The organism is Paludibaculum fermentans (genome assembly GCF_051172195.1).
Taxonomy (GTDB): Bacteria; Acidobacteriota; Terriglobia; order Bryobacterales; family Bryobacteraceae; genus Paludibaculum; species Paludibaculum fermentans_A.
Genome location: NZ_JBPJAQ010000005.1, coordinates 1 through 24,317, shown reverse-complemented (window position 1 = coordinate 24,317; position 24,317 = coordinate 1). Strand labels below are relative to the sequence as shown.

Genomic DNA, 24,317 nt, shown 5'->3' with positions numbered 1-24,317 from the left:
GGCAAAACGGGGGTGCGTCCGGACAACGCACCCCCTGGATTGATAAACAGGCTACTTACTGGACACCGACGAAATGAGCCCGGCGGTTTTTCTGCCAGCAAGCTTCATTCGAATCCGTGCAGAACGGCTTTTCCTTGCCATAGCTGACGGTCTTCAGACGATCCGCTGGAACACCCATCTGCGTCAGGAACTCCTTGACGCCGGCCGCGCGGCGATCGCCCAGCCCGATGTTGTATTCGGCTGAACCGCGCTCGTCGCAATGGCCTTCCAACGAAAGCACGGCCGACGGGAAGTCGTTGAGGATGGCCTTCAGGGCATCCGCGTCGCGCTGCAGGATCGCTCGGCCGTCTTCCCGGACTTCGCTCTTGTCGTAGTCGAAGAACACGTCCTGGACGTCCTTCGCAAGCCGATCAGACAGCGAGGCCGTCTGCTTCGGTTCCGGCGGCGGAGGCGGCGGAGGGGTAGTAACCGTCACAGTGACGGCGGAGACGGCATCGCCTCCATCGCCCTTCGCGGTCATCCTGTATGTCGTGGTGGCGGATGGGAACACCTGACGGCTGCCCGAGCCCGCCACAACGCCGATCCCGTTGTCGATGGTGACTTCTGTGGAGTTGGCCACATTCCACCGCAAAGTGGACGACTCGCCCCGCACGATGGTGGAAGGTTCGGCCGTGAAGCTGCTGACGACCGCAGCCGGGCCCCTCTCCACCTTCGGTGCTTCCTTCACTGCCGGAGGCGGTGGTGGGGTGACGACCGGCTGTTTCTTCTTACAGCCTGCCGCGAAAAGAAAGAAAGACAGGGCCAGCATCGTGCCAGCGATGTGACGTTGTTTCATGACGACCGATGAGCCTCCTGTGCTCGATTACTCAATCCGGCTCGGAACTCCATAGTGGCCTACTTGGTCCACACCGGCTTATCGTTCTGGCCCTGTGTGGTGAGCTGTTTCACTTCAGTTCCATCAGCCAACATCGTGAAAATCTGACTTCCTCCGGCTCGGTTTGAAGAGAACACCAGGTGACGCCCGTCTGGCGCCCAACCCGGATTCTCATTCCTGCCCTGGCCATGAGTCAGCTGTACGGTCTCCCGGGAGGCCACATCCATCAGGAAGATGTTCCAGTTACCGGGAGCAAAGCCGCGGGTCCAGGCGAACGCAATGGCCTTTCCATCGGGGTGCCAGGCTGGATTGGAAGCTTCACCTTCCCCCGTTGTCAGGCGCATCGGGTCCGCACCGTCCATATTCATTCTATATATTTGCTGCAGTCCGCCGCGCCCCGATACGAAGACCATGTCCGTCCCGGTCTTTGGATTCACTTTGGCTTCCACCTCGATGGCCCGCGAGTTGGAGAGCCGCCGCAGGTTCCGGCCATCCTGGTCCGCAATGTAGATCTGCGCGAAACCGCTGATGCTCGACGAGAACAGGATCTGCTGCCCGTCCGGCGAAAACGATGGCGTCGCGTTCATGGGCGCTTCCGGATTGAGGAAGGGAATGAATCGCTTCGTCTCCGTCGAGTACACCATGATCCGGGGCTGCCCCTTGGCATAGGTCGTAAAGGCCAGCCGCCGGCCGTCCGGAGAAATAGCCGGGAATGTTGTGATCGACCGGAACGATGTGATCTGTTGCTGGTTCGACCCGTCGAAATCCATCGACCAGATCTCCTTCGAGCCCGATCGGGTCGAGATGAAGTAGATCTTCGACCCCGCCAGCGAAGGGGCTCCAAACTGGGCCAGGATGTCCGCCGCGTAATCATGCCCCAGCTTGCGCGCGCCGTCTGCCGTCAGCGGAGCGTTGTACAGCTTCCGGAACAGCTTCGCGCCCGACAAATCCTGCACGGCCACGTTGTACAGGTGTCCGAACACCACCAACTGCCCGCCCTGTTCCGCCGCGTAACCGAAGCCCAGCAGGCCGGTGTTCACCGGCGATCCGCTCCAATCCGTCAGACACCGTCCGCCGCAGTTGGCCGGAGTTGGCGGCTCACCCCGCCGTCCGGGTGTTGGCGCCGGGGTGGGCCGCAAGTCTGATTCCTGCTGAGGCGGATTCAGCGGATAGAAGCTCTTCGAGGTCATGTCGAATAGACCCGAGCGCTGGATGTCCTCAAAGACTGTCTGGTTGAACGCATCCACCAGGGGCGCGGCACCACCGGCACCGCGGAAGTCCGGCAAGGCGATTTTCTGCTTACCCTTGCTGTCGATGATGATCTTGATCCGGTCCTGCGACTGGCTGTAGGCCAGTGCTGCCAGAAACCCGACGGCGAGCAGGCTGAGTGAGATTGTTTTTTTCATCGCTTCAGTTGGAACCAGAATTCAATGTGCGCCGGGTTCCCTTCGCACTCCCGGGGAATGGGCGGGAAGGGCGCGGCTTCGGTGATGGCGCGTTGCGCCGAATAATCGAGCGTCCGATTGCCGCTCGACTGGGAAACACTAATAGCCGTCACCTGGCCCGATCGGGCCAGGTCAAAGTTAATGATCGCCGGCGGCAGCGTATGAATGCGGGCATCCACCTGATCAGTCCGCCACCGCTGGCCTACCCGGTCACGCAACAGCGTGGCAAATGCGCCGCAGTGGGTTCCAAACGGAGAGTTAGTCCCAACACCAACCCCGCCCGACCCGGGGGCCATCCCGTAAATCGGCGAAGTGGCCGCCTGCCCGGCGTTGCTGTAAACCTGATTGTTCTCGTACTCCGGCTTGTCCTTCCGGTTGGATGCCCGTTCCGTCCGCTCCGCCTTCGGCCGCTTCTTCGACTTCATCGGAATCGCGTCCGGATCGTCCTTGACCGCCTGCTTCGTTTTTGGCTTGGGCTTTACTTCCTCGGGGATCTCCGACTTCGTATCCTCGGCCACCTGATTCTTCGGTCCTGTCCGCCCGGGCAGGGGAATCTTCTGCACCGGTGTCACTGAGACCGCTCCGCCGCCCATGGAGTTCGGGTCGCCCCAGGTGATGGTCTTACCGATATTGAACACGGTCAGCAGCCCGATGGTCCCAAACAGGGCACCATGCAACACGAGCGAGCCGATGAGTGGTCTCTTCAGCGAGTCTCGTTCTGCCAGGACGTCGACGTGTTGGTCCATGTGCCGGTTACTTAGCGGGTCCTGAATCGTCGGGTTGCGTTACCAGCCGCACATCCAGGCCTGCCTGGCCCAGGGCGCTCACCACCTGGGCGATCGGATCGTAAATGGTCTGGCGGTCCGCGCGCAGATACACCGCTTTGGCGTTCGGGAACCGCCGCTTGAACTCCGCGCCCAGTTCGTGGATGTTCACCTGCTTCTCGTTCAGAAACAGGTTGCCCGAGCGGTCGAGCGAGGCCGTGGGCAGTTCCTGCGAGCTGTCCTTCACCTGCTTCACCTTCGGTACCTCCACTTCCAGCCCGAACTCCACTACGTGCGCCGTCAACATGAAAATCACCAGCAGCACCAGCACGACGTCCACCAGCGGGACGATGTTGATCTCGGCCAGTGCGCCGCTGCTCCTGCCGTTGCGGCGTCCGAATCCACCGTTGTTCATCGAGAAGGCCATCAGCGTTTACTCCTCGAAGTGGCGTTCAGTCAGGTTCAGGAATTCCAGCGCGAAGTCTTCCATCCGCGCGCCAATCTCTTTGATCGAATGGCCCATCACGTTGTACGCAATGGCCGCCGGGATCGCCGCCGCCAAGCCTGCAGCGGTGGCCACCAGCGCGTCCGCGATGCCCGGCGCGACGGCCCGCAAGCTGGCATTTCCGGCTGAGCCCAGGCCCTGGAACGCATTGATGATGCCGAGCACGGTGCCGAACAACCCAATGAACGGCGATACCGTCGCCGTCGTGGCCAGCCAGCTCATGCTGCGCTCCAAACGCGTGACTTCCTCGCTGATGCCCAGTTGCAGGGTCCGCTCCAGCGCAATCTTGTTGACGATCTGGCCCCTCGACTTCATCTGCCGCACCACTTCCTCATACCCGAAGTCGAATACTCCGGTCAGCGGCGCTTTGTTAAACTGCTCCGCGGCCACCGCCACGGCATCCAGGTTCGGAGCCTTACGGAAAGCGCGCAGGAAAGTGGCGTTCGCTTCGGCAGCGGTCTTGAATTGGCTCCACTTCGCGAAGATGATCGTCCAGCTCAGCAACGAACCAATCAGCAGGAGGGCCAGGACGAACTTCGAAATGAGGGAGGCGCCCAGAACCAGTTCAACAATGGAAAGCTGCAGGAACGCGCCAACGAATGGCATGGTCAACGATTGACTCCTTCAATGTCCTTCAAATTCCATGATATCCAAGGATCGCCGGATGAGCAGGCGCCCGGAACAATTTAAGCTCTTTATGTAGGATGCTCCCCGGCTCCGGAAAAGTTGCCAACAACCGGCTGGGCCGATGAATTTATACTTGGTCTGAATGCTGGTGGAACTCGTCGTCGAGAACTTCGCCGTAGTGGAGCGGCTCCGGTTGCCCCTGCACGCAGGGCTAAACGCCCTGACGGGCGAGACAGGCAGCGGTAAGAGCTTGATGGTGGACGCCTTAAGTCTGCTGTTGGGAGGGCGCGCCTCGGCTGATATGGTCCGTACAGGCTCCGCTCGGGCCTTCGTCTCGGGGCGCTTTGAAGTGCCGGCCGACCCTGACTTCAGCCGCGTCCTGGAAGGCGCTGGACTCGAGGCCGAGGATGGAGAAATCCTGCTGGAGCGTGAGATCCTCGCCTCCGGAAAATCCCGCGCCTTCGTCGCCAGCCGTCCCGTAGCTGCCTCATTTCTCAAGGAGATAGCGCCCTTCCTGGGCGACATTCACGGCCAGCACGATCAGCAGAAACTCTTCTCCGGCGACTCCCAGCGCGAACTGCTGGACGAAGCCGCCGGCGTCTCTGAGCCCTTGGCCGAGGTCGAAAGCGCTTACCAGGAATGGCACTCCCTGGTCCGTACCCTGCAGGAACTCAACCGCACGGAACAGGAAAAGCTCCGCATGGCCGACCTCTGGAACATGCAGAGCAAGGAGATCGAGGCTCTCGAGCTCAGCGCCGGCGAAGACGCCCTGCTCGAAAACGAAAAGCGAGTCCTCAAGAACGTCGCCCGCCTCAGCGAAGCCGCCACCGTCGCCCACGATGCCCTCTCGGAATCGGAACATGCGGTCGCCAACGGCTTGGGCTTGGCACTAAAAAAAGTTGAAGAATTGGCGAAGATTGACGAAAGTCTCTCCGGCCTGCTCGAAACCCTCCGCCCCGCCCAGATCGCGGTCAAGGAAGCCGCCATGGAGCTCAGCCACTATCTGAGCCATCTGGAAGCCGACCCCAAACGGTTGGAGGACCTCGAGAACCGCCTCGCCCAAATCGAGAAACTGAAGCGCAAGTACGGCTCCTCCATCGACGAGATCCTCGCCTTCCACGCCCAGGTCCGCGACCAGTTGAACGCGGTGGAGTCGGCCGGTGAACGCCGCGCGGAACTCGAGGCCGCCATCGCCACCCGCGAAACTGAATACAAAGTGAAAGCCGAACGCTTGCGGGCGTTGCGGACCAAGGCGGCAAAGAAATTGGAAAAGGCGGTGGAGAACGAACTCGGCGGTCTGGCCATGAAGGGCACCTCGTTCCGCATCGCCCTGAAGCCGGCTGACCCCGCTCCGCACGGCATCGACGCCGTGGAATTCCTGGTCTCGGCCAACGTCGGTGAGGAACTCAAGCCCCTCGACAAGGTGGCCAGCGGCGGTGAACTCTCCCGGGTCGCCCTGGCCCTCAAGACCTGCATCGTGCCCAAAACCAACGGCCGCATCGCCCGTACGCTCGTCTTCGACGAAGTCGACTCAGGCGTCGGTGGCGCCGCCGCTGAAACCATCGGCCGCCGCCTGAAGAAGATCTCCGAATCGAATCAGGTGCTGTGCGTCACGCACCTCGCCCAGATCGCCGGCTTCGCCGATCATCACTACGTCGTCTCCAAGCGGGAGTCCGCCGGCCGCACCTCGGCCAAGGTCGACGAGATGCTCGGCGACGAGCGGGTCCGCGAGATCGGCCGTATGCTCTCCGGCCAGCACCTCAGTGCCGAGGCCCTGCGCCATGCCGAGAAACTCATAGAGGAGTATGCCCGCCGTGGCTGACGTCCAACTGGTCACTACTGAGCTGATTGAATCACTGCGCGTCCGCGCCGCCGGCACCCCGCGCCTGCGTATCAATCACAACTTCCACAGCGGTCCCCAGGACAACCCTCACCGCTTCCTGAACGTCATGCTGCGCGGCACCTACGTCCAGCCCCATCGCCACAAATCACCCGCCAAAGCCGAGAGTTGGGTGCTGCTCGATGGCAGCGCGCGCCTCTTTACCTTCGACGATCAGGGCATCGCCACCGGCAGTTGGCTGCTCTCCGCCAATGGACCGGCCAGAGGCATCGACGTCATCCCCGGCATCTGGCACACCATCGCTGTCACCAGCGACTGGGCCGCCGTCTACGAGGTGAAGCCCGGACCGTGGGATCCCGCCACCGACAAGGAATTCGCGGCCTGGGCCCCCGCGGAAGGCGATCCCGCGGCGCCCGGCTATCTGGAGAGCCTGCTCGCCCTACCTTAGCCTCAATTCCCGCTAGCATAGAGGTAAGGAGCGGGCGCAAATGAATCGAACTCTGTCCAGAAGAGCCTGGCTCTCCGTGTCTCTACTGCCGGCCGCGATCCTGGGTGGCTGCCATGCCGTGGGTTGGCAGGCGGGCGAACTCTGCAAGGCGTGCCAGCGCCCTGTCCATAAGAACTCCCGGACCGTAGCCCTGCTCGACGGCAAACGAGCCGTGTTCTGCTGCCCCGCCTGCGCGCGGTCCGAGCACCTGCAGTCCACCAAAACCGTCCAAATCGTCGAACTCACCGACTTCAACACCGGCCAGCCCCTCGCGACCGCCGGGGCCTACGTGGTCCGCAACAGCGACGTGAATCCCTGCACCGAACACACCCACGCTCCGGGTCCGGATAAGCGGCCCATGCAGACGACCTACGATCGCTGCAGCCCCGGTGAACTCGCCTTCGCCGGCAAACCCGCTGCCGAAGCCTTCGCTCGCCAGCACGGCGGCCAGGTCATCGATTTCGCGAGCCTGGCCCGCTAGCCCTACTTCGCCGCCTCGATCTTCTCCACCTGGATCGTCTTGCCGCTCAGCGTGCCCGTCACCTTCACCTTCGCCGCCGCAAACTTCTCCGGAGCCGCCTGGTCGCTCAGCGTGTACACGTTCTTCCCGTCATACAACGCGTACTTATACCGCTTGTCCATCTTCACGCAGTCGCGCACGCACTTGGCATCGTTCGCGGCGCCCATGGCCTTGTGGTCGCCGCCGCACATCGTGTCCGTAATCACGCCAGTGAATACCTGCGCGGCACTCGCGCTCATCAGCAGCCCGGCATACACCAGGGTGAGGGGAATCAGTTTCTTCATGATCAATTGCCTTTCTCAGGGATAGAAGTCAGCAGCTCAAGGCCGTGAACGGTGTTGAGCTTGCGCCAGACGATGTTGAACCGCTTCTCGTCCAGCGGCTGCTTGAGTTGAAAGTTGAAGCCCTTGCGGCTGCCGTAATGCGTCGTGGCGCGCTCGAAGGACGTGATCGTCAGTTGATAGGGATCGGAACTGCTGATGTTCTCGATGTCCTGATAGCGCCAGGTGCGGGATGCTTCCTTGCGGTCGGCGGCATACACCACCCGGTCGCTCGCAAACCGCAGTGTCCCCTGCGATCCGCTCAGCTTGCCCAGTAGTTTCACCGGCAGTTCCCACAGCGCCTGCACCTGCTCATCCGCCACTGCGGCAATGAACCTGCGGTCCAGTTGGACCTTCAGCATTTCGTAAACCGGCCGAACATCCTGGCCCGGCAGCAGCTTGAACTCGTACTCCTGGTCGAGCCCCAACGCCCACTTCCGGTCCTGATACGTCACGATCCGGATCTTCTCCGATGAGAGGTACAACTGCTCAATATCCTGGTACCTCCAGTGTCCGTGGTGCAGCGCATCCGGAGTCTTCTTCTTCCGGCTCTGCTCCTGGAACGTGATGCCGTGTTCATCCACCACCAGCGTCGCCGGCTGATCTTTCCGCACCAGCAGATGGTCGTGCAGCGCCTGGAACCGGAACTCGGCTGCCTGCAGCGATACCGCCGCCAGCGCGAATGCGGCTAGGCCTGCGCGGGTGATTGCTTTTTGACTTCGCTGTTCCATTTCCAAACCTCGTAAATTGCGGGATACACCACCAGCTCCAACAGGAACGATGTAAAGATGCCGCCGATCATCGGCGCCGCGATACGCTTCATCACATCGCCGCCCGCTCCAGCCGACCACATGATCGGCACCAGCCCCAGGAACATGCAGGCGACCGTCATGAACTTGGGCCGGATGCGCTTCACCGCGCCGTCGTGAATCGCCTCCTGCAGTTCGCCCAGCGTCGACATGCGCCCCTCCTTCTTGGCCTTCTCATAGGCCAGGTCCAGGTACAGCAGCATGAAGACCGCGGTTTCCGCATCGACGCCCATCAGCGCAATCAGCCCCACCCACACGCCGATGCTCATGTTGTAGCCCAGGGCATACAGGAACCAGATCGCACCCACCGCCGAGAACGGCACGGCCAGGATGATGATCAGCGTCTTCGTCAGCGATTTCGTATTCAGGTACAGCAGCATCAGCACCAGGAACAACGTCACCGGCAGGATCACCGTCAGCCGCTCCTTCACCCGTTGCATGGCCTCATACTGCCCGCTCCACGCGATCGTGTACCCCGGCGGCAGCTTGATGTGGTCGCGGACCAGCTTCTTCGCCTCTTCCACGTAACTGCCCACATCCCGGCCCGCCACGTCGACATACACATACCCGTTCAGCAGCCCGTTCTCATCGCGCAGCATGCCGGGGCCCGTCACCGTCTTAATAGTCGCCAGCTCCGAAATCGGCACCTGCTTCGTCGAGTCCATCGTCGGCACCAGCACCCGGCCCAGCATGTTCACATCGCTGCGGAAATCGCGGAAATACCGCACGTTCACCGGATACCGCTCACGGCCCTCGATCGTCGTCGTCACGTTCTCGCCGCCGATCGCGCTCATCAGCACATCCTGTGCGTCTGCGATCGTCAGCCCATACCGCGCCAGCTCGTCCCGCTTCCAGTCGAAGTCCAGGAAATACCCTCCGCCCGTCCGCTCCGCGAAGACGTTCCGGGTCCCCTCGATCCGCGGCAGCAGCGCTTCCACCTCGCCGCCCAACCGCTCGATCTGCCGCAGGTCCGACCCGTAGATCTTGATCCCCACCGGTGTCCGCACACCCGTCGTCAGCATGTCGATACGGCCCTTGATCGGCATCGTCCACGCATTCGACGCCCCCGGCAGCTTCAAAGCCGCGTTCATCTCTTCCACCAACTGCTCCTGGCTGATGTGATCGGGTGTCAATCGTCGGAACACGCCCTTCGACCACTCCGGAGCCCAATCCGAATACCACGTGCTCACCTTCCGCCACTCGGCTTCAGGCTTCAGCACGATCACCGTCTCCATCATCGACAGCGGAGCCGGATCCGTCGACGTCTCCGCCCGCCCCGCCTTACCCATCACCGACTCCACTTCCGGAAACTTCTTGATGATCCGGTCCTGCACCTGCATCAGCCGCTGCGCATCGTTCACCGAAATGCCAGGCAATGTCGACGGCATATACAGCAGCGAGCCCTCATTCAACGGCGGCATGAACTCCGACCCCAACCTCTGGAAGATCGGGATCGTGACAACCACCATCGCCACGGCCGCCGTAATCACCGCATACTTCCAGCGCAGAGCCCAGCGGCACACGGGATCATAAACTCGAATCAGGATCCGGCTGATCGGGTGCTTCTCTTCCGAGTGAATCGTCCCCACCAACACCGCATTCGCCACACGCGCCAGCCAGGCCGGGCGAAATTGGAACTTCTGCATGTGCGTGAACAGCAGCCGCATGGCCGGGTCCAGCGTGATCGCCAGCAGCGCCGCCACGATCATCGAGAAGTTCTTCGTATACGCCAGCGGCTTGAACAGCCGCCCTTCCTGGGCCTCCAGTGTCAGCACCGGCAGGAACGACACCGCAATCACCAGCAGCGCGAAGAAACTGGGCCCGCCCACCTCCTTCACCGCGTTCACCACCACCCGGTGGTAATCTTCTTTGCGGCCCGTCCGCTCCCACTCTTCCAGCTTCTTGTGGGTCTGCTCCACCACCACAATCGCCGCATCCACCATCGCCCCAATCGCGATGGCAATGCCGCCCAGCGACATGATGTTCGACGTCAGCCCCATCATCTTCATCGGGATGAACGAGATGATGATCGCGATGGGGATCGTGAACACCGGGATGATCGCGCTCGGCACATGCCACAGGAACACCAGGATCACTAGCGAGACGATAATCATCTCCTCGGTCAGCGTGCCCTTCAGGTTCTCCACCGAGCGCAGAATCAGCTCCGACCGGTCGTACGTGCTCACAATCTTGAGCCCGGCCGGCAGCCCCGGCTCCACTTCCTTGATCTTGGCCTTCACCCGCTCAATCACGTTCAGCGCGTTCTCGCCCTGCCGCATCACAATGATCCCCGACACCACGTCGCCCGTGCCGTTATAATCCGCCACGCCGCGCCGCATGTCCGGCCCCAGTGTCACCGTACCCACATCGCTGACTCGGATCGGCACCCCGTTCTCACTTGCGCCCAGGGCGATCTTGCCGATGTCTTCCTCGCTTTTGGCGTACCCCCGCCCGCGCACCATATACTCCGCCCCGGCCATCTCGATCAACCGCCCGCCTACGTCGTCATTGCCCTTCCGCACCGCCTCCACCACCCGCATGATCGGGATGTTGTAAGCCTGCAGCCGGTTCGGATCCACGTTCACCTGATACTGCCGGACAAACCCGCCGATCGGCGCCACCTCCGCCACGCCCGGCACCGACTTGAACTGGTAGTTCAGGAACCAGTCCTGTAAGGACCGCAACTCCGCCAGCGACCGCTTGCCCGTCGTATCCACCAGCGCATACTGGAACACCCAGCCCACGCCCGTCGCATCCGGACCCAGTTCCGTCTTTACGCCCTGCGGCAGCCGCGGCAGCACAGACGATAGATATTCCAACGTGCGCGATCGCGCCCAGTAAATGTCCGTTCCTTCTTCAAAGATGATGTAGACGAACGAATACCCGAAGTCCGAAAACCCGCGCACATCTTTCACCTTCGGCGCGCCCAGCATCGTCGTGACGATCGGGTAAGTGACCTGGTCCTCCATGATGTCCGGACTGCGGTCCCAACGCGAATACACGATCACCTGCGTGTCGCTCAAATCGGGAATCGCGTCCAGCGGCACCGTCCGCATCGAGTACAGGCCGCCCAGCACCGCGAACCCCACCAGGATGAACACCAGGAACTTGTTCGCGGCCGAGAACTCAATAATCCGGTCGATCATTGCTTCCCGCCCTGCCCGTGGTCATGCGCCGCCGCACTCGTGCCCGGTGACCGCATCTGGCTCTCGCTGTCGATCAGGAAGTTGCCCGAGGTCACCACCTTCTCGCCTGCCGCCAACCCCTTCAGGATCTCAATGCGGTTGCCGATCCGGTCGCCCGTCTCCACCGCGCGCGGTTCCAGGTACCCATCTCCGCGATCCACAAACACCGTCTTCCGCAAACCCGCGTCCAGCACGGCATCCGCCGGAACACTCACGCGCCGCGGCGACGACACCGTGAAATCGACATCCACGAACATGTCCGGCTTCAGCAGCAGGCCCGAATTCTCGGCCTCCAGCCGCACCTTCAATGTGCGCGTCATCGGATCCACCTGGGGCTGGATGTAATTCACCCGCGCCGCGATCTTGCGCCCGCCGGCGTAACTCAGCGTCAGCGTGGCGCCCATGCCTTCGCGGATCATGCTCATCTCGTTCTCGAATACGTCGGCCATGATCCACACCCGGCTCAGGTCCACAATGGAATAGAGTTCCGTATCCGGCATCACACGCTGCTTCGGAAACGCATTGCGCGTCATCACATAGCCGCTGATCGGCGCATGCAACGTGATGTTCGTCACCGGCAGCCGCGACTTCTCGATACCCGCAATCTGCTCCGCGGTCAGGTCCCACAACTCCAGGCGCTTGCGGGCCGCGTTGATCAGCGACTCGCCCTGCGCCCCGGTCCCTGCCAGCGTGCTGTTCTTCAGAATCTCGCGGCTCTTCAACGCCAGCAGGTACTCGTGCTGGCTCGCCAGCAATTCAGGGCTGTATAGCGTCAACAGTGGCTGGCCCTTCACCACCAGCTTGCCGGTGAAGTTGACGAACACTTCGTCAATCCAGCCTTCTGTCTTCGACTGCACCCTCGCCTGGCGCGTCTCGTCAATCGCCACCTTACCCACCGCCCGGAAACTGTGCGACCCCGCCGCTTCTTCCGCCACCCCATACCGCACGCCAATCAACTGCTGCTTCTCCGCCGACACGTGGATCGTACCCGCCGGCATGCTCGCCAGATCCTCGCCCGCCCCCTTCGGAGCCGCCGAATCCGCCTCGTCCGGCACCAGCCGCATCCCGCAGATCCCACACTCGCCCGGCTTGTCCGACCGGAAGTTCGGATGCATCGGGCAGTGATACCCGTGCGGCTTCTCCGCCTGGTGCAGCCCCTTCGCCTCGCGCGGACCATACCACCGGCCATACCCGAATCCGCCCAGAAACGCCGCCGCCAGCAGCACCAGGCCCAGCACTACTTTCAAGGCCTTCATGGCAGCAGGTTCCTCCCTGTCATCTCTTCCAGCCGGCTCACGGCGAGGTAGTAGTTCTGCAGCTCCTCGTAGTAGTTCATCTCGTACTCGACCACCGTCACGTAATTCATCAGCACCGTCAGAAAGTCCACTGAACCCGTCTCGTAGGACGACAGCGACGACTCCAGTGCCAGGCTCGACTGCGGGATCACTGTCTGGCTGTACAGCTTGATCAGTTGGTTCGACGTCTCCGCCATCAACTGGTCATCCTTGATCCGGAAATGCAGCGACTGGTTGCTCGCCTCGTAGTCGCGCCGGGAAGCCGCCAGTGTCTGCGACTGCTCCGTCACCGCCGGCCTCTGCTTGCGGAAGAAGTACAGCGGGATCTTGAAGTCGGCGCTCAGCTGGTACATGGGCGGCATTGAGCCCATGTTGAAGTAGCCCGCCTTGATCGTGTAGTCGGGATAATACTCCTTGCGCGCCATGTTCACCGCCAGCTCCGCGCGCTGGATCATCTTCTCGTCCTTCAACAGCATCGGCGAGTTCTGCTTCGCCGCCTCGTACAACTCCTCCAGCCCCACCTTCATCTCCTGCGGCAGCAGCCCATCCGGCTTCTCCAGCGACGACCCCGGAGCCCGGTTCAACAGGCTCACGATCTCCGCCTCCCGCGCCCGCTTCTCCCGTTCCAGCTGGATCCGCTTCGTCGCCAGAATCGAGATCTGAGTCTGCGCCTTGAACACGTCCTGCTGCGCCGCCTTGCCCACGGAGTACCGCGCCTCGGTGATCTTCAGCAGCCGCCGCAGCAGGTCGATGTTCCGGTCCAGCACCTCCACCACCTCAAACGCATACGCCCGCCGGTAGTACGCCTGCTTGATCCTCGACACCACGCTCAACTGCGCCTGCGTGTAGTTCTGGAACTCGGCCTCATACTCCTTCACCGCCATATCGCCCTGCAGCTTCCGCTTGCCCGGCCAAGGCACTTCCTGCGACACCATGAAGCCGATATTGGACGTCGGTTCCTTCCCGAGTCCGGCCCCGGGCCACGGCCGCCCGTTGCTGGCGAACCCCGGCGAAAACATCGGGTCCGGCAGGCTGCTCACCTGGCTCGGCCGCTGCCGTGCCGCTTCATACCGCTTCTGCGACGCCAGAATCTCCGGATTGTTGTTCAGGGCTTCAGCCAGCAGGGCCTTCAGGCTGCCGGGCGGTTCGGCGGCCCGCAGCCACCCCAAGGCCATCAGCATCATCAGGCCAAGCCGGATTGCGACGATTGGTGCGCGCGTATCCATCACTGCCCACACAAGGGCAGTTCTGTGCCCATCCTCTCGGAGTTGTCTATCTCTTTCCGGGTCAATGCTTTGACCTGCGACCAGGCCCGTCGCCGCCACTCGGTTTGGAGACTTTCAGACGACGATTGTCCAAAATGAGGCACCCCCGAAGGCCCGCCCGGCGCGCCCATCTACGTTACACTCCCTACATCGGGACCCCTGTGGAGCCAGAACGCCAGAAAACCAATTGGGTCGCCATAGCCCTGGTCGCGGCCGCCATTGCCGCCATCAGCGCCGGCCACTACTTCACCCCGCCCAGTCAGTTGATGTGGCACGGCTTCTTCCAGCGCGCTTACTACCTGCCGGTTGTCTTCGCGGCCATCACTTTCGGCTGGATCGGCGGGCTCGCCGCCGCCGCCACCGCCGGACTCGCTTACCTCCCGCACATCATGACCGCCTGGACCGGCATGCGCCACTATGAGCTCGAGCAATACGTCGAGATCATCATGTTCTTCGCCGTCGGCGCCGTCACCGGCATCCTCTCCGACAAAGAACGCCATCGCCGCCTGCAACTCCAACAAACGGCTCAACAACTCAGCCACGTTTACCAGGAGCTCCAAAGCACTTTCGAACAGGTGAAACGCGCCGACCGCCTCTCCGCCATCGGTCAACTCGCCGCCGGCCTGGCCCACGAAATCCGCAACCCCCTCGCCAGCATCGACGGTGCCGCCGAGGTCCTCCTGGTAGGCGGCGAGCCCGAAGAGGTTCGCCAGGAAACCCTCGGCATCATCCGCAAGGAATGCGCCCGCCTCAATCGCCTGCTCTCCAGCCTCCTCGACTTCGCCCGCCCCCGCCGTCCGGAATGGCGCGAAGTCAACGTCGCCGGAGTCCTCGACAAAGTCCTCGACCTCGTCGCCCATTCCGCCAGGAGCGGCATCCGGTTTGCCAAGGAGTTTCATGGCGGACCGCCGCGCCTGGTCTGCGACGAGGAACAGTTGGCCCAGGTCCTCCTCAACCTCATCCTGAACGCCACCCAGGCCATGCCGCGGGGCGGGGAAGTGCGCGTCGATGTCGAGTCCAGCGCGGAGAGCCTCGAAATCCGGGTCAAGGATCAGGGCGAAGGCGTCTCCGAGGAACTGCTCGACCGCATCTTCGATCCCTTCTTCACCACCAAGGACACCGGCACCGGCCTCGGCCTGTCCGTCGTCCACCAGATCGTCTCCCAACACGGCGGCAAAGTGGCTGTCGCCCGCAATGCTGATAGAGGACTGATGTTTACCCTTTCGTTCCCGCAGAAACAGGCCGTGCAGCTGTGACCGGCAAACGCATCCTGATCGTCGATGATGAAGAGAGCCTGCGCCGCGTCACCCAGCTCCGCCTGCAGCAGGCCGGCTATGAAGCAGCCACCGCCGCCGATGGCGACGAAGCCCTCGCCTTCCTACAGCGCCACCCTCAGGACCTCGTCCTGACCGACCTCCGCATGCCCGGCATGTCCGGCCTCGACCTGCTTAAGCGCATCCGCCAGGACTTCCCCGAGATCATCGTCATCGTCGTCACCGCCTTCGGCACCATCGAATCCGCCGTCGAAGCCATGAAGCAGGGCGCCTTCGACTACATCATCAAACCCGTCAATTCCGACGCACTCCGCATCATCCTCGCCCGCGCGCTCGAACACCACCAACTCCGCCGCGAAGTTCAGTCCCTGCGCACCGCCATCGACCGTAAATTCGGCTTCGAAAGCATCATCGGCCGCTCCAAGGCGCTGCTCTCCACCCTCGAGAACGCCGCCCGCGCCGCCCAAAGCGCCTCCACTGTCCTCGTCCGTGGCGAGACCGGCACCGGTAAGGAACTCCTCGCCAAGGCGATCCACTTCAACAGCCCGCGCCGCGACCGCCCCATGATCGTCATCAACTGCGGCGCCATCCCCAGGGAACTCCTCGAATCCGAACTCTTCGGCCACACCCGCGGCTCCTTCACCGGAGCCATCGCCGCCAAACAAGGCAAAATCGAGATGGCCGACCAGGGGACCCTCTTCCTCGACGAAATCGGGGAAATGCCGCTGGAGCTTCAGGTGAAACTGCTGCGCCTCATCCAGGAGCGCGAGATCGAGAAAATCGGCGCCAACCAACCCGTGAAGGTCGATGTCCGCATCATCGCCGCCACGCACCGCAACCTCCAGGCCATGGTCGAAAACGGCACCTTCCGCGAAGACCTCTACTACCGCCTCGCCGTCATCCCCCTGGAACTCCCGCCCCTCCGCGAGCGCCCCGACGACGTCCCCGAACTCGTCGCCATGTTCTTCCACAAGTTCAAACAGCGTCTGGAGCGCCCCGATCTCATCCTGCCCCAGGCCCTGCTCCCCCACTTCTCCGCCTACCGCTGGCCCGGCAACGTCCGCGAATTGGAGAACGTAGTCGAACGTCTGGTAGTCCTCTCCCCCGGTCCTGAAATCACGATCGGAGACCTGCCGGAAGACCTCCGCCGCCAGCGCGACCCCCTGGAAGCGATCCAACTCGAACTCCCCCCGCAAGGCATCAGCCTGGAAGCGGTAGAGAAGGAACTGGTTTTGCGGGCCCTCCAGAAGTGCAACTGGAATCAGACCAAGGCGGCGGACTACCTGGACATCAGCCGCAAAGTCCTGATCTACCGTATGGAGAAGTTCGGATTAAAGAAGGACTAGCGGTCCTTCAGCTAATCAGACCTGTGTAGGAGGGCGGACCCCCAGGTCCGCAGGCGATCCCCCGATCGCCTTCTCGCCCCAATCGAGGCCCCCATCGTTGCGGAACCCCCCTGGATTCAGCTAGTCTAGTGTGTGGTGAGGTGCGAGAGTGGTTGAATCGGGCGGTCTCGAAAACCGTTGAACTCGTAAGGGTTCCGTGGGTTCGAATCCCACCCTCACCGCCAGTTCCAAGGCGTTCGCGACAGGAACTGGCTCCGGCCGTTAGCTTCTCCAAACAAACTCTACTGTCGGCCACAGGTTTGTCCAAACTGCCAGCAGTGGCTCTCCTCCTACTTCATCACGACATCCCGAATAATCCGATAGCCCGATCAGCGGGCTGCCCGCGCCACCTAACCCCGTACACCCCACGCGACGGATCGCCCGAACGTTCGACCGCCGGCGTCCTTTAATTGCAGGTGGCGGTATTAAAGGAAACGCCGCTTCTCTCTAATTGCGCGAGGGTGAAGTCCAGCCAGGGGATGCGTCTGGCCGTACGCGGAGGGCAAGCAGCGGGGCATCGCCTTTGAGCCGCTGTACAAGACGGCCCCTATCGCCGCTCTGCGCGACTCCTGTTTCTACGAGTATCTGGCCCTCGCCGACGCCTTGCGGGACGGCCGCGCCCGTGAGCGGAAGGCGGTCGAGACGGAACTGGGCAGGCGCTTCAGGGAAGCAAATGAACGACTCAAATCGTGAGCAGTTAGTTGTCGCTGCACGGCTCCTGCGCCCGCTGCTGGGGGAACTCGTGTTTGTTGGCGGGACCGTCACGGGCCTTCTGATTACGGACGAGGCCGCGGCCGGACCGCGAAGCACATTCGATGTGGGTGCGATCGCCGGGATCACATCGTATGCGGAATAGGAAGCGTTCGGCGAGCGGCTGCGAGCGCTGCAATTCCACGAAGACGCCCGGGAAGGGGCGCCGCTGTGCAGATGGGTCCAACACGACACGACGCTCGATGTGATGCCCCTTGACGCGAATATTCTTGGGTTCTCCAACCGCTGGTATCGGGCTGCGATGGAATTCTCGGTCATTGAACGGCTTACGGTCGACCTCGAGATCCGCATTGTCACAGGTCCGGATTTTCTTGCCACGAAGCTCGAAGCGTTCAAGGGCCGTGGCCAGGGTGACTTCTTCGGAAGCCACGATCTGGAGGACCTCATCTCGGTCGTGGATGGTCGTGCAGAACTGGTCGCGGAGGTGCAGGCGGGTGTCGCTGACCTCCGCGCATACTTGCGCGGCGAGATCACTGGCCTACTGAAGACACCCGGATTCCTCGACGCATTGCCTGGCTATCTCCTTCCGGACGCGGCGAGTCAGGCGCGAATCGACATCGTGCTCCGGCGCCTGGAAGCGCTCGCCTTGGCATAGGCGCTTGGCCGGCTAAGGAACGTGCAGCGCTTGGCCAGTCGAGCCGCCCCAACGCGATGACCTGATGATGTTCTTCTTCGTTCGAGACATTGCTCACGGCGACGGAGGGTATCCTCCATCGCGGTCAATGTCCTGCCTCAGTTCCCGCCGGTTTCCGCCGTTCCTCCTTGGCGGATTGTGGGTATCCCTCGATGTGGCATAGACCACCGCGGGGAATCCACACCGTGATCCACCAGGCCCGCCTTCCTCGCCCGACTTCTCGTCCGTTCTGGCCCAATCACTCAGTAGGTCAAGCCCCAAGGTGCAAGCAACGTCTGACCCGCTCCGCCGTTTACATCCGCGTTCAACGCGCTGGCGGGTCTCGCACCACACGAGGGACCAGATTTGCCACGCTCGATGCTCCGTCGTGATTTCGGACTGGACGCAGATGCATTGTTGGTTCGCGGGCGCCACGGCTCCGATAGGCCGACGATGCTGCCCAACAGGGCCTCAGGTGCTGGAGGACACTCCTCTCCTGGGTACAACTGTTTGCAATTCCATGCTGCCCGTGACCACGATTGGGTGGCTTCACTAGTCGTAATACAGAAGAGTAGAAGCGTGTATAGTCGATTCTGGCCTATGGCCGTAAATACCTGGGTGTACTGGTCGTAGTCAGATCCCGTGCCTTGGAGATCGACCCGAGAATAGAAAAGAGGTGGGCAATCTGGGCCGGCAACACTTCCACCGCCGCCGCATGTTCCAGTCGCCGGAATTTCAATGTCCGTCCTGTCAGAGATGTGTGATGGGCACGAAGTTGAGTACTGGACAATCCTGCTCACTTTGTACTTCTTTGTCTCCGTCAGAGAAGTCCAAGGTAAATTACACGAGAAGGTCGGTGAACTGGTTTCATCGACCAAAAACTCACTGCATAGTGTCTGTCCCGAACAGGCCGATATCGATAAGAGCAGCAACGCCAGAGTGGCCAGCCATTTCTGATGCTGTGGAATCCTCATTGTCGGATCTCCCTCGGTACATGCCCCGAACCATTCTGGATACGCAACTGCAGGAAACGTAGGCACGCCTCCAAGCTCTCGCGATCTGCTAGGTCCCTTTGTCCATCTGTCGCCCGAACTGCCTTGATCAAAGAAAACACCTCCTTCTCAACCATCTGTGCTGCAAGGCGAGCGGCCCCAGGCCGATAGTCGTCAACGTGGCCCCGCCCCTTCAGCGAACTGACATCGATTTGATCTACACCGTGAGCCTTAGCTTTGTCGAGTTCAGCGCTCACGATGGCTTTCCAACGGTTCAACTCGCTGAGACTGGCCACGCGCTTTTTTAGTATCTCGTCGATCGCCTCGGGGTCACCGACGGAACGCAGGTCCTCGAAGACATATGCAATGACGCTCAAAACCGGAGCTGAAGCTATGAGCGCGGCTGATTCGTCGCGTGGAATGCCAATCGAGGTCATATGGGACTTGCCTTGCCGAATGCCGCCGGTTTCGTCCACGCGACTCTTCGGGACGAGGTTCTCCATTCCAATAGAAGGCCAAAAATCAACGGAAACACCTCCACAGTTCTTCATGGATCCGTCTGGCATTCTGCACATCGCACGAAGTGCATACGCGGTTACCTGGCTGGCACATCGACTCTCGACTAAAGCCTTTTCAAGACCCCTGGCGGAGTCCCACTCTTGCATCGAAACTGACAGGCATCCCGTCTGTGGTGGATTGACCGACTGGCTCCAGAGCAGACAACCAGCACCCAAACAGAGCATCAATTTAACTGGTACTACATTGCTTCGCATGATAGTTCTCACGAAAATCCACTGAAATGGAGCATAGCTCCAATGGCAGTGCGAGTCAATAAGAGCATTATCCAACGCAGTTTTCTGAACGTTCAGCTGCAGGCGATAACATCATCCAGACGGCCGGCCGTCTCGTCCTGGGTGCATCGGCGCTGTTTACGCATTTTGAATTTCGCGCCTGTAGTGAAATACTCGCTCCATGGCTCGACCAGCCAGGGCGCTTCCTGGAGCGCTCGTGCGCTCAACGACACCGGAGTCATCGGGAATTCGATCCTCATTTCATCGTCACCCCGGCGCCACTCTCGTTTGGCGGCATTGCTAAGCGCAACACTTACGCTTCCTGAGGTCGATGATCCATGGATTTTGCCCAGGTCCGAAGGCTAACGATTGTCGCCCTGTTCTCCGATGACGAGCTCTTTGAGCAACTCGTGCTCAAGGGCGGAAATGCGCTGAGCCTGGTCTATGGACTCAGTCCGCGGACATCGCTCGACCTGGACTTCTCAATCGACAAGGATTTCGCGGACCTTGACGACACGAAGCGTCGGATCTTCAGGGCGGTCAAACAGCGCTTTGCCTCCGCGCGCTTTGTCGTCTTCGACGAGGCCTTCGAGTCGAAGCCTCAGGTGCTTGCCCCTCACCAGCAGCCGTGGTGGGGCCGCTACGAGCTGAAGTTCAAGCTGATCGAGGAGTCCAAATATCGCACCCTGGGCAAGAGCCTGGAGTCACGAACCGTGGCATCGCCACCTTCGCCGACAGGACGGCGCACACCCAGAACGTCCACGCACTGCAAGCCCCACTCAGGCATTGCCGCAAGACAGATGGACGCCCGTGGCCCAGCACGCCGCGCGTGTCATCCGGAATTCCGGCGCCAGCGGGCAACCAGCTCTCGGGCTGCCGAGGGCCACTCGGGAAAAGCGAACGGAAACCCGGCGGCCAGCAGGCGGCCCGGCACAACACGGCGGCTTTTGAGGACGAGCTCCGATTCCGTGCGCATCAGGAAAGTGCCAACCTCAATCAGCCACTGCGGATTGGGCAAGGCAAACCGGGCGCCCCACGCCGCGCGCAAGGCTCGCAGGAAATCAGAATTAGGGAGCGGTCCCGGAGAGGAGACGTTCACAACGCCGCTCAACTCTTCGCGTGCGATCAGGAACTCGATCGCCCGGACGAAGTCTGCTTCGTGAATCCAGGAAACAAACTGCGTCCCCGCGCCGTGTCTGCCGCCCACACCATGGCGGACCAGGCCCAGCAGAGTATCGAACACTCCTCCGCGGTCCGGGCTGAGAGTCAGGGCGCTGCGGATAGCGATCTTGCGCGTGAGCGGAGTCGGCGTCGAGAAGAACGCCTCTTCCCATCCTTTCGCAACTTGAATCGAAAAGTTCCACGTATCGGGAGCGCCCGGCTCGTTACCGCCCAACTCGCCGTCTGCTTCCGTCATCGCGCGATCCAGGGCGTGCCGGTAAATGGTCGCAGTGCTCGCGTTGATCCACAGCCGGGGCGGCTCGGTCAGAGAAGAGACGATCTGATTCAACAACCGGGTGCTGAGGATCCGCGACTCATAAATATCAAGTCGATTGCGAGCGGTGTATCGGCAGTTTACGCTCCTTCCGGCGAGGTTGACGCACACATCGCTCTGTTCGAGGTCGGCTATCCAGTCGCCAGGGGTGACGCCGTCCCACGCGCGAACGCGCCACGGAGCTGGACCAGGATTCCGGCTCAACACCGTGACGATGTGCCCGCGCGCGTGGAAATGATGGGCCAGCATCCGGCCAACCTGGCCGCTGCCGCCCGGTATGACGATTCTCATGCAGGCAGCAGCCTTTCCCAGGCGCCGGATTCCGCGAGTTCCTTCAAAACGGCATTTCTCTCGCGCAGCAGGCGCCGCATGTACCTGCGAAGCACCAGGATCTCGGCCACGCGCCCGATGACCGGCAGCGGGGCGGCAAAGCGAAATATGTCCTCCATCTCCGTTATGTCCGGAGAGGTCGCACGGAAAATATGATCGTGCTGCATGGACTGAAAGGGGCCTTCGACCATCGTGTCCTGAAAGTACACGGGCCCATCCATCGCGGTGATCTCGCTCGTGAGCCGCTGCCAGACGGCAAAATGCTTCGCGCGCCAGGTGACACGTTGTCCAAGGTCGACCAGCCCGGAATGGATGCCGCCCTCGGCCACGGCCGCTTCACCCCAATGAACATTTCCGGTGAGGTGTGCCTCGACGCTGCGCGCTAGGTCGAAGCAGCGTGCAATGGGCGCCCGGATGACAGTAAGTTCTCTCAGCGTGACCATAACCGCACCTATACCTCAGTGCCCTTCACGATCTGGACTATCTCCAGCGCGGCTTTGCGTACGGGCCGCATCAGAGGCAGTGCTGAAACTCGAATCAGCAAGGCAATGCTCCTGGCCGCGATCGCGAGAAGCCGATAGCTGTTCTCCTGGTTGGGTGACTCATCGATGACCCAGAAGTAGATGGCGCCCATCTGAAAGAACCAGAGAACGTCGGGCAAGTGCGGTTCGAGGTCCTTCGGGATCCGCAGGCCGCAATCGATCACGATGCGGCGAAACCAGTCGATGTCGATGGCCCGGATCTCCCTGGTCTGCGCGCTAAAGGGCGACAGCGGATATCCGGGATCGGCGCCGTTTCGCAGCAGCGCGCGCATGATTCGTCTGTGAGGCGCAAAGTGAGCCCACTTCACTCGAATCAGTGCCAGTAAACGATCCTCCAGTCCGCTGACGCCATCCAGGGCCGCTTCGATCTTGCGCTGCATTTCGTCCGAGGAACGCCGGTAAAACTCCATGACGATCGCGTCCTTGGACGGGAAGTAGTAGTACGCAGCGCCGGTGGCTACGCCCGCCTCGTCCGCTATGTCTCGCATCGTGGCCGCCTCGAACCCGCGGTCATGGAACAGCTTCAGGGCGGCGCTCAGAATCCGCTGGCGCGTCTCCTCGCTCTTCGGCGCGGTTTTTACTTCGACCCGGTCTGGCATCGCGGAGCCGCCACCTTCCTGAGCTGTTGCTCAAAGTCCCGCTCGCTTCTGAGACGCAGCAGGCTGGAGAGCGCGAGACGGTTTCCGGAAACGGCGGCAAAAGCCTCCCGGGCCATCAGCAATAGCGCCGGGCTGGTCAACCGGAAAGCAAGATCGCGGTAGTCTCTCAACGCCCAAAGACAAACGATCCAGCCGTGATCTCCTAACCACACTTCACCGGTATCCGCCACCACCGACAGCTCGCCCGGCGGGAGCTGCGGGAACGCACGCTGCGCTTCCGCGGATCCGGCCGCCACGAACCTAAGTCCAACCAGGGGAACTTGCCCTCTGATCCAATCCTTCGCAAACGTGCAGAGACCGCAGGCCGCGTCGTAGAGGATCGTGATGCTTGTGACAGGCGGCATCACGACTCCGAAGGAATGGGTATCCGGGCGTCGGGCGGCATCGGCGGCCGCAGCTCGGCCTGCCCTCGCCGTCTCAGCCGGCTAAAGACGTAGATATTGAGAAAGTGCATGGCGCCCAGCACGATCAGCACCAGGCCGAGTTTCTCGCACACGAGCTCCATCGCAGCCCTCGCATCCGCCACTTGGACACTCGTGCGCAGAGCCAGTGCAACGTAACCCACGTTGATGAGATAGAACCCAACAACCAGCAAATGGTTCACGGAATCGGCCAACTCGCGGTTGCCGTGGAAAGCATCGATCAGGAAACTACCGCCATTCCGCCGCAGCGTCCGGGCCACCCAGACCGTCACGGCAAGGCTAATAGCCAGATAGGTGACGTAACAAACGACAATGTACATTCGCTCCCTCTTTTCGTAGACAGCACAAATGTTGAACGCGTTCAAATTAAAAGGTACTCCTCACGCTCGCTCGAGTCAAGAGAAATATGAACACGTTCAAAACTGCATCAGCTGCAGTATTCTGCGCACGGCGATCCGGCGCCGCTCGGTGGGATGTGGATCGTTCTGCGAAGCCGCGGGGCCGCCACTCGCTGAAGTTCAACCTGATCGAGGAGGCCAAATACCGCAGCCTGGGCAAGAGCCTGGAGGCTGTCCGCGGAAACGCCCTGGTGACTGGTCCCGAGCAGCGGCGCAACTTCTCTGTGGACATGAGCAGGTTCGAGTACGGTGAAGGCAAGGTCGAGCGCGAGTTGGACTCCTACACGGTCTACGTCTACAGCACCGAGATGATCGTGATCGAATAACTCCGGGCAGTCTGCCAGCAGATGCCCAAATACACGTTGCGCGCTCAGCCAAGCCCGATAGCGCGGCACTTCTAGGACATCTGGCGCATTGTGACCGAGACCAGTTTCTCAGTCGATGCCTTCGCCGCCACTTGAACAGGTGGCACTAAACAGCAAGCACTTTGCCGTTCCTCTTGTACAGACTGCTCTGCAGTTTTAGTGGGAAAGCGAGCGGAGGGGCCTGCTCGCGATCATAGGACGGAGCAATCTCATCCAGGCATCTCGCGCTTTGGTCAGGTTGACGGATGGGCGTCGGAGTACGACGTTCGACGCTCCGGCTCCCGGCGGAATCCCCCTCATCGCCGGCGCTGTATGATCAGGGACGAAAGGACCCGCATGGCATT

The 24,317-nt window shown here is 61.6% G+C and carries 24 protein-coding genes, 1 tRNA gene and 1 pseudogene; 10 read left to right on the top strand and 16 right to left on the bottom strand.

Going from position 1 to position 24,317, the window contains the following annotated elements:
* Positions 1–55: 55 nt before the first annotated feature.
* The 5 genes from ACR9Y2_RS38695 to ACR9Y2_RS38675 are packed head-to-tail and all read right to left on the bottom strand — an operon-like array spanning position 56 to position 4,194.
* Positions 56–835: an OmpA family protein gene (locus tag ACR9Y2_RS38695; protein ID WP_435047276.1), complete on the bottom strand. Its 780-nt coding sequence runs from the start codon at positions 833–835 to the stop codon at positions 56–58.
* Between the two features lie 59 nt (positions 836–894).
* Positions 895–2,280 (bottom strand): translocation protein TolB, encoded by a 1,386-nt coding sequence (locus tag ACR9Y2_RS38690; RefSeq protein ID WP_435047275.1) that lies wholly within the window; start codon positions 2,278–2,280, stop codon positions 895–897.
* Positions 2,277–3,065 carry a TonB family protein gene (locus ACR9Y2_RS38685; RefSeq protein ID WP_435047274.1) on the bottom strand — a complete coding sequence of 263 codons (789 nt, stop codon included), beginning with the start codon at positions 3,063–3,065 and terminating at the stop codon, positions 2,277–2,279. Before ACR9Y2_RS38685 ends, ACR9Y2_RS38690 begins: the two co-directional genes overlap by 4 nt.
* Before the next feature lie 7 nt (positions 3,066–3,072).
* Positions 3,073–3,510, bottom strand: a complete 438-nt coding sequence (locus tag ACR9Y2_RS38680) for an ExbD/TolR family protein (protein WP_435047273.1) — start codon at positions 3,508–3,510, stop codon at positions 3,073–3,075.
* Positions 3,511–3,516: 6 nt separating this feature from the next.
* Positions 3,517–4,194: a MotA/TolQ/ExbB proton channel family protein gene (locus tag ACR9Y2_RS38675; RefSeq protein ID WP_435047272.1), complete on the bottom strand. Its 678-nt coding sequence runs from the start codon at positions 4,192–4,194 to the stop codon at positions 3,517–3,519.
* Between the two features lie 163 nt (positions 4,195–4,357).
* Between ACR9Y2_RS38675 and recN the strand changes: the two genes are divergently transcribed.
* From recN to ACR9Y2_RS38660, 3 genes are read left to right on the top strand one after another with little or no spacing between them, the layout of a single operon-like run.
* Positions 4,358–6,037: a DNA repair protein RecN gene (gene recN, locus ACR9Y2_RS38670; RefSeq protein ID WP_435047271.1), complete on the top strand. Its 1,680-nt coding sequence runs from the start codon at positions 4,358–4,360 to the stop codon at positions 6,035–6,037.
* Positions 6,021–6,503: a WbuC family cupin fold metalloprotein gene (locus tag ACR9Y2_RS38665; RefSeq protein WP_435047270.1), complete on the top strand. Its 483-nt coding sequence runs from the start codon at positions 6,021–6,023 to the stop codon at positions 6,501–6,503. Before recN ends, ACR9Y2_RS38665 begins: the two co-directional genes overlap by 17 nt.
* Before the next feature lie 40 nt (positions 6,504–6,543).
* A complete protein-coding gene (locus tag ACR9Y2_RS38660; RefSeq protein ID WP_435047269.1) occupies positions 6,544–7,023 on the top strand; it encodes a hypothetical protein in 480 nt (159 codons plus the stop codon).
* Between the two features lie 2 nt (positions 7,024–7,025).
* Here the strand turns inward: ACR9Y2_RS38660 and ACR9Y2_RS38655 are convergent, their stop codons facing one another.
* From ACR9Y2_RS38655 to ACR9Y2_RS38635, 5 genes are read right to left on the bottom strand one after another with little or no spacing between them, the layout of a single operon-like run.
* Positions 7,026–7,346 carry a hypothetical protein gene (locus tag ACR9Y2_RS38655; RefSeq protein ID WP_435047268.1) on the bottom strand — a complete coding sequence of 107 codons (321 nt, stop codon included), beginning with the start codon at positions 7,344–7,346 and terminating at the stop codon, positions 7,026–7,028.
* Between the two features lie 2 nt (positions 7,347–7,348).
* Complete coding sequence (locus tag ACR9Y2_RS38650) at positions 7,349–8,113, bottom strand: hypothetical protein (RefSeq protein ID WP_435047267.1); 765 nt, start codon at positions 8,111–8,113, stop codon at positions 7,349–7,351.
* On the bottom strand, positions 8,071–11,337 hold the full coding sequence (locus ACR9Y2_RS38645) for an efflux RND transporter permease subunit (protein WP_435047266.1): 3,267 nt from the start codon (positions 11,335–11,337) through the stop codon (positions 8,071–8,073). Before ACR9Y2_RS38645 ends, ACR9Y2_RS38650 begins: the two co-directional genes overlap by 43 nt.
* Positions 11,334–12,632, bottom strand: a complete 1,299-nt coding sequence (locus tag ACR9Y2_RS38640; RefSeq protein ID WP_435047265.1) for an efflux RND transporter periplasmic adaptor subunit — start codon at positions 12,630–12,632, stop codon at positions 11,334–11,336. The genes ACR9Y2_RS38645 and ACR9Y2_RS38640 overlap by 4 nt, the downstream gene beginning before the upstream one ends.
* Complete coding sequence (locus ACR9Y2_RS38635; RefSeq protein WP_435047264.1) at positions 12,629–13,897, bottom strand: TolC family protein; 1,269 nt, start codon at positions 13,895–13,897, stop codon at positions 12,629–12,631. The genes ACR9Y2_RS38640 and ACR9Y2_RS38635 overlap by 4 nt, the downstream gene beginning before the upstream one ends.
* A 200-nt stretch (positions 13,898–14,097) precedes the next feature.
* Between ACR9Y2_RS38635 and ACR9Y2_RS38630 the strand changes: the two genes are divergently transcribed.
* From ACR9Y2_RS38630 to ACR9Y2_RS38610, 5 genes are all read left to right on the top strand, one after another.
* Entirely contained in the window at positions 14,098–15,192 is a 1,095-nt protein-coding gene (locus ACR9Y2_RS38630) for a two-component system sensor histidine kinase NtrB (protein ID WP_435047263.1), read from the top strand.
* A complete protein-coding gene (locus tag ACR9Y2_RS38625) occupies positions 15,189–16,556 on the top strand; it encodes a sigma-54-dependent transcriptional regulator (RefSeq protein WP_435047262.1) in 1,368 nt (455 codons plus the stop codon). The genes ACR9Y2_RS38630 and ACR9Y2_RS38625 overlap by 4 nt, the downstream gene beginning before the upstream one ends.
* Before the next feature lie 134 nt (positions 16,557–16,690).
* A tRNA-Ser gene (locus tag ACR9Y2_RS38620) sits at positions 16,691–16,780 on the top strand.
* Between the two features lie 488 nt (positions 16,781–17,268).
* Positions 17,269–17,451 (top strand): hypothetical protein, encoded by a 183-nt coding sequence (locus ACR9Y2_RS38615; protein WP_435047261.1) that lies wholly within the window; start codon positions 17,269–17,271, stop codon positions 17,449–17,451.
* A 102-nt stretch (positions 17,452–17,553) separates the two neighbouring features.
* On the top strand, positions 17,554–17,961 hold the full coding sequence (locus ACR9Y2_RS38610) for a hypothetical protein (RefSeq protein WP_435047260.1): 408 nt from the start codon (positions 17,554–17,556) through the stop codon (positions 17,959–17,961).
* 988 nt (positions 17,962–18,949) lie between these two features.
* On the opposite strand, the gene ACR9Y2_RS38605 is transcribed toward ACR9Y2_RS38610, so the two are convergent.
* Positions 18,950–19,522 carry a hypothetical protein gene (locus ACR9Y2_RS38605; RefSeq protein ID WP_435047259.1) on the bottom strand — a complete coding sequence of 191 codons (573 nt, stop codon included), beginning with the start codon at positions 19,520–19,522 and terminating at the stop codon, positions 18,950–18,952.
* Between the two features lie 578 nt (positions 19,523–20,100).
* On the opposite strand from ACR9Y2_RS38605, the pseudogene ACR9Y2_RS38600 reads away from it, so the two are divergent.
* Positions 20,101–20,352: pseudogene (locus ACR9Y2_RS38600) on the top strand (nucleotidyl transferase AbiEii/AbiGii toxin family protein); the annotation flags it as partial.
* A 242-nt stretch (positions 20,353–20,594) separates the two neighbouring features.
* Here the strand turns inward: ACR9Y2_RS38600 and ACR9Y2_RS38595 are convergent.
* From ACR9Y2_RS38595 to ACR9Y2_RS38575, 5 genes are read right to left on the bottom strand one after another with little or no spacing between them, the layout of a single operon-like run.
* Positions 20,595–21,548 carry a TIGR01777 family oxidoreductase gene (locus ACR9Y2_RS38595; RefSeq protein WP_435047258.1) on the bottom strand — a complete coding sequence of 318 codons (954 nt, stop codon included), beginning with the start codon at positions 21,546–21,548 and terminating at the stop codon, positions 20,595–20,597.
* On the bottom strand, positions 21,545–22,030 hold the full coding sequence (locus ACR9Y2_RS38590; protein ID WP_435047257.1) for an SRPBCC family protein: 486 nt from the start codon (positions 22,028–22,030) through the stop codon (positions 21,545–21,547). The genes ACR9Y2_RS38595 and ACR9Y2_RS38590 overlap by 4 nt, the downstream gene beginning before the upstream one ends.
* Positions 22,031–22,038: 8 nt before the next feature.
* Entirely contained in the window at positions 22,039–22,728 is a 690-nt protein-coding gene (locus ACR9Y2_RS38585) for a TetR family transcriptional regulator (RefSeq protein ID WP_435047256.1), read from the bottom strand.
* A complete protein-coding gene (locus ACR9Y2_RS38580) occupies positions 22,707–23,132 on the bottom strand; it encodes a DCC1-like thiol-disulfide oxidoreductase family protein (protein WP_435047255.1) in 426 nt (141 codons plus the stop codon). Before ACR9Y2_RS38580 ends, ACR9Y2_RS38585 begins: the two co-directional genes overlap by 22 nt.
* Positions 23,132–23,530 (bottom strand): hypothetical protein, encoded by a 399-nt coding sequence (locus ACR9Y2_RS38575; protein ID WP_435047254.1) that lies wholly within the window; start codon positions 23,528–23,530, stop codon positions 23,132–23,134. Before ACR9Y2_RS38575 ends, ACR9Y2_RS38580 begins: the two co-directional genes overlap by 1 nt.
* Before the next feature lie 155 nt (positions 23,531–23,685).
* On the opposite strand from ACR9Y2_RS38575, the gene ACR9Y2_RS38570 reads away from it, so the two are divergent.
* Positions 23,686–23,934 (top strand): hypothetical protein, encoded by a 249-nt coding sequence (locus ACR9Y2_RS38570; RefSeq protein WP_435047253.1) that lies wholly within the window; start codon positions 23,686–23,688, stop codon positions 23,932–23,934.
* Positions 23,935–24,317: the final 383 nt, after the last annotated feature.